The organism is Streptomyces sp. TP-A0356 (genome assembly GCF_001417775.1).
Taxonomy (GTDB): domain Bacteria; phylum Actinomycetota; class Actinomycetes; order Streptomycetales; family Streptomycetaceae; genus Streptomyces.
This window is the reverse complement of the sequence record NZ_BBZJ01000016.1, coordinates 223,730-238,354: the sequence shown is the minus strand read 5'-3', so window position 1 is coordinate 238,354 and position 14,625 is coordinate 223,730. Positions and strand designations below refer to the sequence as shown.

12 protein-coding genes are annotated in these 14,625 nt (G+C 71.6%); 8 read left to right on the top strand and 4 right to left on the bottom strand.

The annotated features are described in order from the left end of the window. Nucleotides 1-58 precede the first annotated feature (58 nt). The 4 genes from ASC56_RS11840 to ASC56_RS11825 form a co-directional block, all read right to left on the bottom strand. Nucleotides 59-2,278 (bottom strand): NADP-dependent isocitrate dehydrogenase, encoded by a 2,220-nt coding sequence (locus ASC56_RS11840; RefSeq protein ID WP_055491275.1) that lies wholly within the window; start codon nt 2,276-2,278, stop codon nt 59-61. A gap of 120 nt (nt 2,279-2,398) precedes the next feature. Next, nucleotides 2,399-2,818 (bottom strand): DUF4186 domain-containing protein, encoded by a 420-nt coding sequence (locus ASC56_RS11835; RefSeq protein WP_199835969.1) that lies wholly within the window; start codon nt 2,816-2,818, stop codon nt 2,399-2,401. A 90-nt stretch (nt 2,819-2,908) separates the two neighbouring features. Further along, nucleotides 2,909-3,673 (bottom strand): crotonase/enoyl-CoA hydratase family protein, encoded by a 765-nt coding sequence (locus tag ASC56_RS11830; RefSeq protein ID WP_055491274.1) that lies wholly within the window; start codon nt 3,671-3,673, stop codon nt 2,909-2,911. Nucleotides 3,674-3,746: 73 nt separating this feature from the next. After that, nucleotides 3,747-4,709, bottom strand: a complete 963-nt coding sequence (locus ASC56_RS11825) for a lysylphosphatidylglycerol synthase transmembrane domain-containing protein (protein ID WP_055491273.1) — start codon at nt 4,707-4,709, stop codon at nt 3,747-3,749. Between the two features lie 147 nt (nt 4,710-4,856). On the opposite strand from ASC56_RS11825, the gene ASC56_RS11820 reads away from it, so the two are divergent. From ASC56_RS11820 to ASC56_RS11785, 8 genes are all read left to right on the top strand, one after another. Beyond that, on the top strand, nt 4,857-6,773 hold the full coding sequence (locus ASC56_RS11820; RefSeq protein WP_199835977.1) for an ABC transporter ATP-binding protein: 1,917 nt from the start codon (nt 4,857-4,859) through the stop codon (nt 6,771-6,773). 98 nt (nt 6,774-6,871) lie between these two features. Further along, nucleotides 6,872-8,110 carry a PP2C family protein-serine/threonine phosphatase gene (locus tag ASC56_RS11815; protein WP_055491271.1) on the top strand — a complete coding sequence of 413 codons (1,239 nt, stop codon included), beginning with the start codon at nt 6,872-6,874 and terminating at the stop codon, nt 8,108-8,110. A 107-nt stretch (nt 8,111-8,217) separates the two neighbouring features. After that, nucleotides 8,218-8,868 carry a nucleotidyltransferase family protein gene (locus tag ASC56_RS11810; RefSeq protein WP_055491270.1) on the top strand — a complete coding sequence of 217 codons (651 nt, stop codon included), beginning with the start codon at nt 8,218-8,220 and terminating at the stop codon, nt 8,866-8,868. Continuing rightward, nucleotides 8,865-9,155, top strand: coding sequence for a BON domain-containing protein (locus tag ASC56_RS11805; RefSeq protein ID WP_055491269.1), 291 nt, complete (start codon nt 8,865-8,867; stop codon nt 9,153-9,155). The genes ASC56_RS11810 and ASC56_RS11805 overlap by 4 nt, the downstream gene beginning before the upstream one ends. Beyond that, on the top strand, nt 9,152-9,946 hold the full coding sequence (locus tag ASC56_RS11800; protein WP_055491268.1) for a metallophosphoesterase: 795 nt from the start codon (nt 9,152-9,154) through the stop codon (nt 9,944-9,946). Before ASC56_RS11805 ends, ASC56_RS11800 begins: the two co-directional genes overlap by 4 nt. A gap of 18 nt (nt 9,947-9,964) precedes the next feature. Beyond that, the gene (locus ASC56_RS11795; protein WP_079102449.1) at nt 9,965-10,849 is read left to right on the top strand and encodes a class I SAM-dependent methyltransferase; all 885 of its coding nucleotides are present in this window, start codon (nt 9,965-9,967) and stop codon (nt 10,847-10,849) included. Nucleotides 10,850-10,889: 40 nt separating this feature from the next. After that, entirely contained in the window at nt 10,890-13,583 is a 2,694-nt protein-coding gene (locus ASC56_RS11790; RefSeq protein ID WP_055491267.1) for an NACHT domain-containing NTPase, read from the top strand. Between the two features lie 247 nt (nt 13,584-13,830). Continuing rightward, complete coding sequence (locus ASC56_RS11785; RefSeq protein ID WP_159039636.1) at nt 13,831-14,478, top strand: hypothetical protein; 648 nt, start codon at nt 13,831-13,833, stop codon at nt 14,476-14,478. The last annotated feature ends 147 nt before the right edge of the window (nt 14,479-14,625 follow it).

Genomic DNA, 14,625 nt, shown 5'->3' with positions numbered 1-14,625 from the left:
CCGCCCCGGCCGGATCGGTCCGGCCGGGGCGGCTGTCAGACGGATGCGCGGGCGGTCCTCACGCCAGCGACGCCAGCGTCTCGTTCCAGGTCGCCGACGGGCGCATGACCTCGGCGGCCTTGGCGGGGTCGGGCTGGTAGTAGCCGCCGATGTCGGCCGGCTTGCCCTGGACGGCGATCAGCTCGTCGACGATCTTCTGCTCGTTGGCGGAGAGCGCCTCGGCCAGCGGGGCGAACGCCTTCGCCAGCTCCGCGTCGTCGGTCTGCTTGGCCAGCTCCTGGGCCCAGTACAGGGACAGGTAGAAGTGGCTGCCGCGGTTGTCGATGCCGCCGACGCGACGGGTCGGGGACTTGTCCTCTTCGAGGAAGGTCGCCGTGGCGCGGTCGAGGGTGTCGGCGAGCACCTGGGCACGCTGGTTGCCGGTGGTCTTCGCGTACTGCTCGAAGGACGGCACGAGCGCGAAGAACTCGCCCAGCGAGTCCCAGCGCAGGTAGTTCTCCTTGACCAACTGCTGGACGTGCTTCGGCGCGGAGCCGCCGGCGCCCGTCTCGAAGAGGCCGCCGCCCGCCATCAGCGGGACGATCGACAGCATCTTGGCGCTGGTGCCCAGCTCCAGGATCGGGAACAGGTCGGTCAGGTAGTCGCGCAGCACGTTGCCGGTGACGGAGATGGTGTTCTCACCGCGGCGGATGCGCTCCACGGACAGCTTCGTGGCCTCGACCGGTGACAGGATGCGGATGTCCAGGCCCTCGGTGTCGTGCTCCGGCAGGTACTGCTCGACCTTGGCGATCAGGTTGGCGTCGTGCGCGCGGTTCTCGTCCAGCCAGAAGACGGCCGGGTCGCCGGTGGCACGGGCCCGGGTGACGGCGAGCTTCACCCAGTCCTTGATCGGGGCGTCCTTGGTCTGGCAGGCGCGGAAGATGTCACCGGCGGAGACGGTCTGCTCGATGACGACGTTGCCGGCCTGGTCGACCACCCGGACCGTGCCGGTGGTCGGGATCTCGAAGGTCTTGTCGTGGCTGCCGTACTCCTCGGCCTTCTGGGCCATGAGGCCGACGTTCGGGACGGAGCCCATGGTGGCCGGGTCGTAGGCGCCGTTGGCGCGGCAGTCGTCGATGACGGCCTGGTAGACCCCGGAGTAGCTGGAGTCGGGGATGACCGCGAGCGTGTCGTGCTCCTGGCCGTCCGGGCCCCACATGTGGCCGGAGGTGCGGATCATGGCCGGCATCGAGGCGTCGACGATGACGTCGGACGGCACGTGCAGGTTGGTGATGCCCTTGTCGGAGTCGACCATGGCCAGCTCCGGGCCCTCGGCGAGCTCGGCGTCGAACGAGGCCTTGATCTCGGCGCCCTCCGGCAGCGCCTCCAGGCCCTTGAAGATGCCGCCCAGACCGTCGTTGGGGGTCAGACCGGCCGCGGCGAACGTCTCGGCGTACTTGGCGAAGGTCTTCGGGAAGAAGGCGCGCACCACGTGACCGAAGATGATCGGGTCGGAGACCTTCATCATCGTGGCCTTCAGGTGCACGGAGAACAGGACGCCCTCCTCCTTGGCACGGGCGACCTGCTCCGTGAGGAACTCACGCAGCGCGGCGACGCGCATCACGGAGGCGTCGACGACCTCGCCCTCCAGGACCGGTACGGACTCACGCAGCACGGTGGTGGAGCCGTCGTCGCCCACCAGCTCGATGCGCAGCGAACCGGCCTCGGAGATCACCGCGGACTTCTCGGTGGAGCGGAAGTCGTTCTGCCCCATGGTCGCCACGTCGGTCTTGGACTCGGGGGTCCAGGCGCCCATGCGGTGGGGGTGGGTCTTGGCGTAGTTCTTCACCGAGGCCGGGGCGCGGCGGTCGGAGTTGCCCTCGCGCAGCACCGGGTTCACGGCGGAGCCCTTGACCTTGTCGTAACGGGCGCGGATCTCCCGCTCCTCGTCGGTCTTCGGCTCGTCCGGGTAGTCCGGCAGCGCGTAGCCCTGGCCCTGCAGCTCGGCGATCGCGGCCTTCAGCTGCGGGATGGACGCCGAGATGTTCGGCAGCTTGATGATGTTGGCCTCGGGCGTCTTGGCGAGCTCGCCCAGCTCGGTCAGCGCGTCCGGGATCCGCTGGTCCTCGGTCAGGTACTCCGGGAACACGGCGATGATGCGCCCGGCCAGCGAGATGTCACGAGTCTCCACAGCGACGCCCGCCTTCGAGGCGTACGCCTGGACCACCGGCAGGAACGAGTACGTCGCCAGGGCCGGGGCCTCGTCGGTGTGCGTGTAGATGATGGTCGAGTCAGTCACCGGGTGCTCCGCTCCACGTCTGTAACATTGCTCGACATCAAGATATCTCGTCGTCGACCCCGACTCGACAGGGGTCCGCGCGGGACCTCGGGCCGTGGGCCGGGCCGACGGCGCTCGCCGTCAGCCGTGGCGGGCGGGGGCTCCTCCGGCCGCCACCTCGCGCTCGATCCAGCGGCAGATCACGTCCACCACATACGCGCGCTCCATGCGGCTGAGTTCCCGCCCCTTCGGGATGGCGTGCCAGCGCTGGAGGCAGGTGCGGCAGCACGTCGCGGTCGCGTGCTGGGCGACGAAGACCGGGTGGCCCCGATAGGGGGTCTGCTTGCCGTCCTTGTACGGCTCGGCCGGGGCCAGCCGCTGGGCGATGAGGTCGCGGGCGTGCCATCGCATCGTGGAGGGGCCGCGCAGTTCGGCGGTGACCAGGTCCCTTCCGCGCAGATGGAACTTCGCGCGGAAGGGATGGCGCGCGATGGCGTCCAGCCGCTGGTCGAGCGAGCGGGTCGCAGGATCGGGGGTCGGGGGTTCCGGGGAAGACATCATGCTGCTTCGAGCATATGACCGCCCGCCGGTGAACCCCTGTGGCGCCCAGCCGCGCTCCCGGTCCCGTCGCCCCGGAGGGGCACTCGACGGTCACACGTCCGTGAACGAGCCGTGCCGTCCGGCCCCCGCCGCGAAGCGGGCGGCGCCCTCCAGGCTCTCCGCCAGCACATCCATCCCGTAGCCCAGTTCACGCCGCATGGCCGTCGTCTCGTCCAGCCCCTCCTGGTCGAGGACCGAGGCGCGGTCGCCGCGCAGGCAGGCCTGGGGGAAGCGGGCGACCTCGGCGGCCAGTTCCTCGGCCTCGGCGCGGGCGCGGCCCGTCGGCACGACGTGGTTGGCGAGCCCCATCCCGTACGCCTCCCGGGCAGGTACCGGGCGCCCGGTGAGGATCATGTCCAGCGCACGGCTGGTGCCGATCAGCCGCGGCAGCCTTACCGTCCCGCCGTCGATGAGCGGTACGCCCCAGCGGCGGCAGAAGACCCCGAACACCGCGTCCTCCTCGGCGACCCGCAGATCGCACCAGAGCGCCAGCTCCAGACCGCCGGCCACCGCGTGCCCGGCGACCGCCGCGATCACCGGCTTGGACAGCCGCAGCCTGGTCGGCCCCATGGGACCGTCACCGTCCTGCGCCACCCGGTTGCCGCGCTCGGTCCCGATCGCCTTGAGGTCGGCACCCGCACAGAACGTCCCGCCCTCTCCCCACAGCACCGCGACCCGCGCCGACGTGTCCGCGTCGAACTCCCGGAAGGCCGCGGCGAGGGCGGCGGCCGTCGGCCCGTCCACAGCGTTGCGGGCCTCCGGGCGGGAGAGGACGACCGTGGTGACGTACCCCTGACGTTCGATCCGGACGGTCATCGGGCGGTCCCTTTCACGCGGTGGGAAAGACGGCCCGGACGAGGTTACTCCGGAGTACGGCCGGTGTCCGGGATCAGATCACCTTCAACCGCACCAGCGCCCCGAGAGTCAGAGCCCCCGGCAGCAGCGGCAGCCACACCGTGATGATCCGGTACGCCAGCACCACCGCCGTCGCCACCGCCACCGGGCCGCCCGCCGCGACCAGGGCCACGACGAGCGCCGCCTCGACCGAGCCGATGCCGCCGGGGGTGGGCACGGCGGCCACCGCGAGTGTCGCCGCGAGATACGCGACCGCGATGTGCACGGGCGGCACCGGAAGCTCCAGCGCCTGTCCCACCGCGGCGAGTCCCGCCGCCTGAAGCGCCGGGAAGGCCAGCGAACCGCCCCACAGCGCGAGCGCCCGGGCGGGACGGGTGTGCACCGAGCGGGCCTCGCTCAGCGCGGTGCGCAGGAAGGAGAACACGGCCGTACGCAGCCGACGCACGAGGAGGAGGACCGCCACCGCGACGCACACCGCCGCGACCGCAACGAGCAGGATCGGGCCGACCGCCGAGGAGGGGACGAGGCCGCCGGTGTGCAGGGCGCCCGGGAAGGCGATCAGCAGGACCAGCAGAAGCAGGATGCGGGTGATCGACTCGGCGAGCATGTAGAGCGCGAGGGCCGCCGACGAGCGGGCGAGCGGCACCCCGCACACCGTCATGAAGCGCAGATTGACCGCGCTCGCGCCCAGACCGGTCGGCAGCAGGTGGTTGGCCGCGCCCGCCGCGAACTGCGTGGCGAGCAGCCGGCGCGCGGGCAGCCGCTGCATCACCGCGCCCTGCCGGGTGAAGGCGGCAGCGACCCAGGTCAGACACGTCGCGCCGACGGCGGCCGTCAGCCACGGCCACTCGGCCGACTTCAGACGGCCGAAGCCCTCCACGAGCACGGACCGGTGCTGCACGGCCACCACGAGCACGAGGGCGAGCGGAAGCAGGCACAGGATCTGGCGGACCGGAACACGTCTGGGGAGTCCCTCGGGGAGACGTACGGCAGTCACATCCGGAGAGGGTCTCGCCATCGCACCAACGCCAGGTTGCGGGCGCGGGGACGGCGGTTGACACGCCGGGCAAGGCACGGGAGGAGCCGGGAGCGAGCACGTATTGACCTCAACGAAGCTTGAGGTTCTAACGTCTTCTACATGAGCATGGAGACCACCGCCTGGCACCAGCTGCACAGCGTCATGAACGCGCACCAGGAGCGCCGCCCCTTCGCCCGCGCCACGCTGCGGCGCATCGGCGCGTTCGCCCGCCCGCACCGCCGCCGTATCGCTCAGTTCGTCGTGGTCAGCGTGTTGACCGCACTGCTCGCCGTCGCGACCCCGCTGCTCGCCGGCCGCGTCGTCGACGCGATCGTGTCGCACGGCGACCGGGGCACGGTCGTACGACTGTCCTCGCTCATCGCCCTCATCGCGCTCGCCGAGGCGGCGCTCGGACTTCTCGGGCGCTGGCTGTCGGCCACGCTCGGGGAGGGCCTCATCCTCGATCTGCGGACGGCTGTGTTCGATCATGTGCAGCGCATGCCGGTCGCGTTCTTCACACGTACCCGTACGGGAGCGCTGGTCAGTCGTCTCAACAACGACGTCATCGGCGCCCAGCGCGCCTTCAGCAACACCCTGTCGGGCGTCGTCGGGAACCTGGTGACGCTGCTGCTCACGCTCGCCGTGATGCTGACCCTGTCCTGGCAGATCACCCTGCTCGCCCTGGCGCTGTTGCCGGTCTTCGTGGTCCCGGCCCGGCGGATGGGCAGCCGCATGGCCCGGCTGCAGCGGGAGGCCGCCGACCTCAACGCCGCCATGGGCACCCGTATGACAGAGCGCTTCTCGGCGCCCGGCGCCACGCTCGTCAAGCTCTTCGGTCGGCCCGGGGACGAGTCCGCCGAGTTCGCGGCCCGGGCCCGGCGGGTGCGCGACATCGGGGTGCGGACGGCCATGGCGCAGTCGGCGTTCATCACGGCACTGACCCTCGTCTCCGCCTTGGCGCTCGCGCTGGTCTACGGCCTCGGCGGCTGGTTCGCGCTGCGGGGCAGCCTGGAGGCCGGCTCCGTCGTCTCGCTGGCCCTGCTGCTCACCCGGCTCTACGCGCCGCTCACCTCCCTCGCGGGCGCACGCGTCGAGGTCATGAGCGCCCTGGTCAGCTTCGAGCGTGTCTTCGAGGTGCTCGACCTGAAGCCGCTGATCGAGGAGAAGCCGGATCCGCGGAAGGTCCCCGACGGGCCCGTCGCGGTGGAGTTCGAGAACGTCCGCTTCGGCTACCCCGCCGCCGACAAGGTCTCCCTCGCCTCGCTGGAGGAGGTCGCGACCCTGGACACACGCGGCGGGGACGAGATCCTGCACGGCGTCTCCTTCCGTGCCGAACCGGGACGGACGGTCGCGCTCGTGGGCTCCTCCGGCGCCGGCAAGTCCACCATCGCCGCACTGCTGCCGCGGCTGTACGACGTCGACGGGGGCGCCGTGCGCGTCGGCGGCGTCGACGTCCGCGACCTGAGCGGCGCGTCACTGCGGGAGACCCTCGGCATGGTCACGCAGGACGGCCATCTGTTCCACGACACCGTACGGGCCAACCTGCTGCTGGCCCGCCCCGACGCCACCGAGAGCGAGCTGTGGGACGCGCTGCGCCGCTCCCGTCTCGACGACCTCGTCCGTTCCCTGCCCGACGGCCTCGACACGGTCGTGGGGGAGCGCGGTTACCGCCTGTCCGGTGGCGAACGCCAGCGCCTGACCATCGCCCGTCTGCTGCTGGCCCGGCAGCGCGTCGTCATCCTCGACGAGGCCACCGCCCACCTGGACAACACCTCGGAGGCGGCCGTCCAGGAGGCGCTGGCGGAGGCCCTGGCGGGCCGCACCGCCGTCGTCATCGCCCACCGGCTGTCCACCGTGCGCGCCGCCGACGTGATCCTCGTCGTCGAGTCCGGCCGGATCGTGGAACGGGGCACGCACAAGGAGCTGCTGGCCGCGGGCGGCCGGTACGCGGAGCTGTACCGGACGCAGTTCGAGCAGCCGGGGTCGGCCCAGGCCCCAGCCCCGGCGCCCGAGACGGAGACGGAGACGGAGGCCGTGGCCTAGGTGTACTCGGCCCAGGGCGGCCGGTCCCGTCGCGGTGGGCATCCGAGCTGGAAGGCTCGTAGCGTGAAGGGTACGGCGCAAGGGAGACGGTGACGAGGATGGCGGGGATGGACTACGCGGCGCTGTTCGCCGCGACACCGAGCCCCTACCTGGTGCTGGCTCCCGACCTGACCATCGCGGAGGTGAACCAGGCCTATCTGGACGCGACCAGACGGACCCGGGGCGACCTGATCGGGCGGCACGTCTTCGAAGCCTTCCCGAACAACCCGTCCGACCCCGGGGCCGACGGTATGCGGAACCTCGACGCCTCGCTGCACCGGGTCCTGGTCTCCCGGGAGGCCGACACGATGACCCTGCAGAAGTACGACATCCCGATCGCCGGCCGGCCCGGCGCGTTCGAGGAGCGGTGGTGGTCCCCGGTCAACACGCCGATCCTGGGAGCCGACGGGAGCGTGGCATGGATCATCCACCGGGTGGAGGACGTCACCGCGTACGTTCAGACCCACCCCAGAGCCGACTGGCGCATGTCCGGGCAGCTCTCCGAGCGGGAGGCACTGGTAGCCGAGCTGTACGCGCGGGCGCGTGAGCTGCAGTTGCTGAACGACGAGCTGCGGCAGGCCCACACCCGCGAGCGCCAGGTGGCCGTGACCCTTCAGGAGGCCATGCTCCAGGCACCCGACCTGGCCCGTCACGAGAACGTGGCGGTGCGCTATCTGCCCGCCACCGGCTCGCTGAACGTGTGCGGTGACTGGTACGACGTGCTCGACCTGTCCGACGACCGCTTCGCGGTGGCGGTCGGCGACGTCGTCGGCCACGGCCTGGAGGCCGCCGCCGTCATGGGCATGCTGCGCAGCGCGCTGAGCGCGGCCACCCGTGCGCTGGAGCGGCCCGCCCAGGCACTGGAGGTGCTGGGCCTGTACGCCCGCTCGGTCGATGGGGCGCTGAACACCACCGCCGTCAACGTGATGGTGGACACCCGCAGCCGACTGATCATCTACAGCAACGCCGGCCACCCGCCCCCGATCCTGGTCCACCCGGACAGCACATGCGACCTGCTGGAACAGGCCACCGATCCGCCGCTCGGCGCCCGTCCCCAGCACGTGCCCCGCCCCCAAGCCGGCCACAACTACCACCCGGGGGACACACTTCTGCTCTACACGGACGGGCTGATCGAACGCCGAGGCGAACACATCGAAGCGGGTCTGAGCCGCCTGACCGACGTCATCCGCCGCCACTGCGCCCTCGGCCCGGAACGCATGGCCGATGTGCTGCTGGCCGAGCTGGGCGTGGCAGGAGGCGCCCACGACGACATCGCCCTGGTCATCGTCCGGCTGTGAGGGTCTCCGGCGTCGCGGCCCGGCCCGCAGGGACGTAGGTCCGTGTCGAAGAGGGCCTTCCGGGTACTCAGGGGGCGGCGGTTTCGGTTCGGCACCCGGGAGTGGTCATGACGCAGCACGGGGATCATGCGACGGTGAAGCCCGGGCGGCCGTCGCGCCCCCGGCCGCAACCACCGGGGCAGGAACTGCCCCAGGACCGCAGCCACGCGATTCTGGAGGCGACCAAGCACGTCGGCGCCCTCCTGAAGGGGAAGGGACACGACTTCGCGCTCGCCGGAAGCGTCGCCGTCTACGCGTTCGGCGGGAGCCAGAACCTCCAGCACGACGCCGACTTCTGCGTACGGCCCGACGACGCGGCGGCGGTGGCGGACACGCTGCGCGAAGCCGGCCTGGACGTCTACAAGCCCCCGGAGGACTGGCTGCTGAAGGCCAGGTGCTTCGACCAGGACATCGACATCATCTTCGAGTTGGCACACCGGCCCGTCACCACGGACATGCTCGCCCGGGCGCAGGAGGTCCCGGTCGCCTCGGTGCGCATGCCCGTGCTGGCACCCACCGATCTGCTGTGGAGCCTGATCGCCGCCTTCTCGGAACACCACTGCGACTTCGGCGCGGTCCTGCCCGTCGCCCGCGCCCTGCGCGAGAGGGTCGACTGGGAGCGAGTGCGACGCGGCTGCGGGGACGAGCCCATGCCCGCCGCCTTCCTGTTCCTTCTCGAACGACTGAACATCATCGCTCCGCAGCAGGAGGTGTCATGAGCAGCCACAGCGGAGAGCGGACACCGTCCGGTCCGACGGCCGCCGGGAACACCGAGTACCGCGTCGCCCACCTCATGGAGCGCCTCGCCGTCGGGCACCCGGGTGAGCTGGGCGTCCGGGCGGAGGTCCGCGGTGATGCCGTGCTGGTCACCGGCACCGTCGCCTCCGCCCGGTGCCGCGACGAGATCCTCGGCATCGTCCGCGAGGAACTGGCCGGAGTCCCCGTCCACGACGACATCGTGGTCGCGGACGCCTCCTCCCCGGACCACGCGGAGGAGCTGACATGATCCGGGTCGCGGCCGTCGGAGACATCCACATGGGTCCCGAGAGCCAGGGCGTGCTGCGTCCCGCCTTCGAGACCCTGCCCGAATGCGCCGACCTCCTGCTCCTGGCCGGGGACCTCACCCGACACGGCACGCCGGAGGAGGCCCGGGTGGTGGCGCGCGAGATCCAGGACCTGGCCGTTCCGGTCGTGGCGGTGCTGGGCAACCACGACCACCACGACGAGCGGCCTCAGGAGGTCGCGGCCCTCCTCGAGGACGCGGGCGCACGGGTCCTCGAAGGGAGCGCGACCGTCGTGACCGTCGGGGACACGCGCGTCGGTGTCGCCGGTACCAAGGGATTCGGCGGCGGGTTCGTCGGCCGTAGCGCCGGGGAGTTCGGCGAGCCGCTGATGAAGGAGTTCGTACGGTACTCCCGCCGTAGCGCCGACGCGCTGCGGCAGGCTCTCGAAGACCTGGACGAGCAGGGCTGCGACGTGCGCATCGCGCTCACCCACTTCTCTCCCGTGCCGGAGACCCTGGCCGGCGAACCCCTGGAGATCTATCCGTTCCTCGGCAGCTACCTGCTGGCCGAAGCCATCGACACGGCAGGCGCGGACCTGGCGGTGCACGGCCATGCCCACGCCGGCACGGAACACGGCATCACCACGGGCGGCGTCAAGGTACGGAACGTCGCGCAGCCGGTCATCGGACGGGCCTTCCGCGTCTACCACCTGAGGGTGCGTGAGCAAGCGGCAGCCGGTGCGGGTCGGGGCGATTCGGAGCGGCTCGAGAAGGGCGCGCCTGCGGGAGGCTGAGAGCCTAGGTTCGTCGACATGGCGACAACGGCATCTCAAGAGGCATTCCTCAAGGCGTTCCACGCCGAGCACCCGGCGCTGACGGCGGACGTACTGGGCCGCGCCCGTGCCTGCGACGGCCGGACCAGCTATCGGATCCTGTGCGACCGGGTGGCCGAGTGCCGACGCGTGCTCGAACTCGGCTGTGGCGACGGCCTGTTGCTGGAACTGCTGGCCGGCAGCGGAGGCCGGAAGCTAGCCGGTGTCGACCTGTCTCCCGATGCGTTGGCCATGGCCCGCCGTCGGCCGGCGCTGTCCGGCGCGGCGCTGGTTGAGGGCCGGGCTCAGGAACTCCCTTTCGCCGACGACGGTTTCGACGCCTGCGTCTCACACATGGCACTGATGCTGATGAGTGACATGGACCAAGTCGCCGTGGAGATCGCCCGGGTGCTAGCCCCCGGTGGTGTGTTCGCGTGCGTGGTGGGAGGCGGAGTCGCGGGCGGCGAGGCCTACGAGCGGTTCCGCTCGCTGCTGCGCTCCACCATCGCGGAGCTCCCGGGGCGGCGCATTCCGGTGCTGGGCGACGCAAGGACCCGTAGCCGCGACGGACTCGACGAACTGCTCGGCCCGGTCGGGTTCGAGCCGGTGGACTGGGCGACGGTCTCGATCGATCTCGGCGGGCCCGCGGAGGAGGTGTGGATGGCCGTGTCCGGCGTCTACGACATGGGCCCGCTCGACCGGGAGACCCGCGACACCCTGCGCGAAGCCTTCCTGGACGAGGCCCGGTCGGCGGAACCCTTGAGCGGTCACGTTCCTTGCACGTTCAGGATCCACCTCGCCACGACGCGGCTGGGACCCCACCCCTTCGGGTTCTGCTCGGCCTCGCCCGGGAACACGGCGGGGAGTCGGCGTGATATCCCGTGAGTACGTGACGTGCGCGGGACCTTTGATCGACAATTCGCTCATGGACACTCGACGGGGTGGGTGGGGCGGTTGGCGGCCGCCGTCCGAGGTACGCAACATCGTCCGGAACAGCACCGTCGAGTACCTGGTACAGGCAGGACACATCCACGGCGACCTCGTGGTGAACCTGCCGTCCCCCCGCGACCCGGTGGACGTCGCCGCCGAGGAACTGGCCCGCGCGGTGCGCGCCCGGTGGTCGGCCGAGGCCGCCGGCTGGGAGCTCGGCGACACCGAGGCGCCGCTCGCCGTACGGTGGCTCGCGCGCTGGACGTCCGCCGCGGAACCCGGTGCCGCCGTCCGCAGCGACCGGCTCGGCGACGTCGTCGACACGCTGTGCGGACTGGACCCACGCCGGCTCCTCGTCCTCGGCGCCCCCGGCTCCGGCAAGTCCACGCTGCTCGCCATGACCGTCCTGCGCCTGGCCGAGCGTCATCTGGGTGATGTGACCCGCGGCGTCCGCGGCGACCGCGCCACGCCCGTCCCGGTGCTGCTGACACTGGAGTCCTGGGACGCGGAGACCGTGGCCTTCCGCGACTGGCTGGTCAGGCGCATCGAGGACGAGCATCCGGGGCTGCCACGGGTGGCGGGCGCGCACCCGGCCCGTCGGCTGGTCCGCGACGGCCGGGTCCTCGCCGTGCTCGACGGCCTCGACGAGCTCCCCGACCACCGCCGTGCCGCCGTCGTCCGCCAACTCGACTCCTCGCCACGGGAGTCGGGCTTCGTCCTGGCCTCCCGCACCGAGGAGTACCGCGCCCTCGGATTACACCTGGCCGGCGCCTCCGACATCGAGGCACTCCCGGTCGGCCCTCGTGACGTGGCCCGCCACCTGCTGCGCACGGCTCCCGACGCACTGCACGAGCCGTGGGGCCACGTGGTCGACGAACTGGCCGACCACCCCGAGGGGCCGCTCGCCCAGGCGCTGGCGACTCCGCTGATGATCTGGCTCGCCCGCCGCGCCTACCACGCCCCGTACACCAACCCGGGGCGCCTCACCGACCGGGTCCGGCTGCCCACGCGCGAGGCCGTCGAGAAGCACCTGCTGGACGCGGTGATCCCGGCGGCCTTCGCCCCCCGCGCCCACGACACGGAGCGGCTCCACGCGCCCGGTCACTGGAACGCGGTGCGGGCCCGGGGCTGGCTCGCGTTCCTCGCCCGTGAACTGGACCGCCGTGGCACCGCCGAGTTCTCGTGGTGGCGACTGAACCGGGCGTGGGCGGCCCGGCTCCTGGCCGCACCGACGCTGCTGGCCGTGTGCATCGTCGTCGCCGAGTCGGTGCTGTCGGTCACCACATGGGCGCAGGACAGGTACGGGGACTCGCTGCTTCCGGCGAGCATCTTCGCGCACACCGACATGTTGATGGGTTTCGCCTTCGGCATGGGCGTGCAGATGGCGACACTGCTCTGGTTCGGCGACCGCGTCTGGGAACCCCGGCGCCGGGCCAACCCCTTCAAGGCGGGCGCCGCCCTGCGCTCGGCCTCGCGCGGAGCCTCCGTGCGCAAGGGGCTGACGGCCCTCGCCATCCTCCTCGTGCCCAGCGCGCTGTACCTGCTCATGGACCAGGGCACCTACCATGCCGGCGCGTTCACCGTGCAGTCCCTGCTGAGCTACGCCGTACCGGCACTGGTGACGGCGGTGATCGCCGCGCCGTCGGACACGGTCGACGCCGCCACCCCCGACGACCTGCTCCGCGACGAGCGCCGCACCGCCCTGCTCACTCTGGGCGTCGTCAACCCGCTGATCGGGCTCGGCGCCGGCGCGCAGGCCCTGCTGACCGGCCACGGCCCCGTGGAGGTCTGGGCGGCTGCGGCGAAGGCCTTCACCGGTGCGGCGATGGTGCTCGTGGTGCTGAGCCCGTGGTTCCTGTGGGTCGTCTCCAAGGCATGGCTCGCGGTCCTGGGCCGGGTGCCCTGGTCGCTGATGGAGTTCCTGCGCGACGCGTACGGCCAGGGGCTGCTCCAGCGGTACGGCGGCGCCTACCGCTTCCGGCACCTGATGCTTCAGGAACACCTGGCGGGACGCGTACAGCACACGCAGCGCCCGCCCGTCATCCCGGCGCCACGGCAGCAGCCCCTCGTCGTCACGGGGCCGCAGCCGCGCCGGCGACCGCCGGCCACGAGACCGGCGCCCCGCCTCTCGGAGGTGCTGGACAACCCGCCCCCGGTGCACCAGCTGCGCGGCTACACCGTGGTCTCCACCGAGGAGGCATACGTCCTGTCCGGCCGCGACCGCCGACTGCCGCTGGGCCACTGGCCGTGGTGCGGGCTGTTCATGATCGTCGCGATGCTGCGCCTCGCCGCGACCGGAGAGTGGAACAACCTCTCCGGCTGGAGCAGCGTGGCGTTCTGGCCCGTCTTCGCCGTGTTCTTCAACCTTGTGGCATGGGTGCTGCCCAAGACCACCGTGGAACTGCGCCTCGATGCCCATGGGGTCGAGGCCCGCATGGGGCGCCGCCGGGTCGCGTACGCCTGGCAGGACGTCCTGGCTGTGCGCGTCCGGCAGGTCCATGTCCGGGGCCGCAACCAGCGCTACTACGGCCCGCACGTCCGGCTCAGGCCGGGGGCGCCTGAGCCGGGGCGGGCGTTCCGCGGCAGGGACGACTGGTATCTGGTGATGCCGCTGCACGTGCGCCCGGCCATGCCTCCCGATGTGGTCGATGCCTTCGTACGCTTCTCGGGGGGCCGCTGGCGGGGCTGATTCGTCGGCCACGGGGAGTGGCAGCGCCGCACGAAGGTGTGAATCGGCGGAGGACTGAATTCCCTTTCGACGGTGTCGAGTTGGCGTCCCGGCACGAGGTGGCGTCACGCTCGACTACGCCCCCGAGGGACCTTTTAAAGGTTGCGCAAGTCGGGAACTATTACACTCGCCATCCTCCGACCGCACTCGATTGCGGCAGACCCGCGGACGCCGACGGGCGCCGCGGCATCGTCCATTGGGGGGCCACATGCTCGATCCTGAGCCTTCAGAGCCGGACATTCGCGTTGCCTTCGACCGGGTTCTGGACCGGGCGCTCAACTCCCAGCAGGTTACCGACGCCCTCGATCGCTCGGGTGGATCACTCAACCGTGAGCAGTTGCGTACGCGGGCACTGGAGGCGCGTACCGCCATCGTGGCCGCCGCGGACATCGAGTACCGCGAGTACCTGGAGGCGAAGGCCATGGACGCCGGGCACGGCCGTCGGCCGGGGGCCGCCGGCTCCGACGCGGCGAGCGAGCGCGACGCCGCCGGGCTCCTGCCGACGCTGGCCGTGCTGGTGCCGAGTCTGTCGGCCGTCGCCGCGACCGTGTTCCTGGTGTCCGGTTTCGCTCTGCGTGCCTTCGGCGCGCGGCCCTATGTCGGCGGCGGACTGATCACGGCAGGGCTGATCGCCGCCTCCGTCGCCGTCGGCGCTGCGGTCGGTGACGTCGTCTGGCTGCTGCGGGCCGCGGCGCGCAACCGCCCCGCGGCGGAGAACGGCACCACGGGCACCTCTGGTTCGGAGGTCCGCAAGGCGTGGGACGAGTGGCAGCTCGCTCTGCTGGAGCGGGGGATCCTCCCGTTCCTGCTCGGCCGCATCGAGGCGGGGGAGCGGGGCGGGCGCCCCGTTCGCTGACCGGGCTCGACGCGTCTCCTCCCGCCACGCGGCGCCCAACTCCCAGCTTCTACAGTTCTGTGGATTCAGGCGCGACGGTTGGTCATCCCTTACTTTGTTGATTGCGCAACCGAGGAACCATAAAGGTGTGGATCACGTCATTCCTGG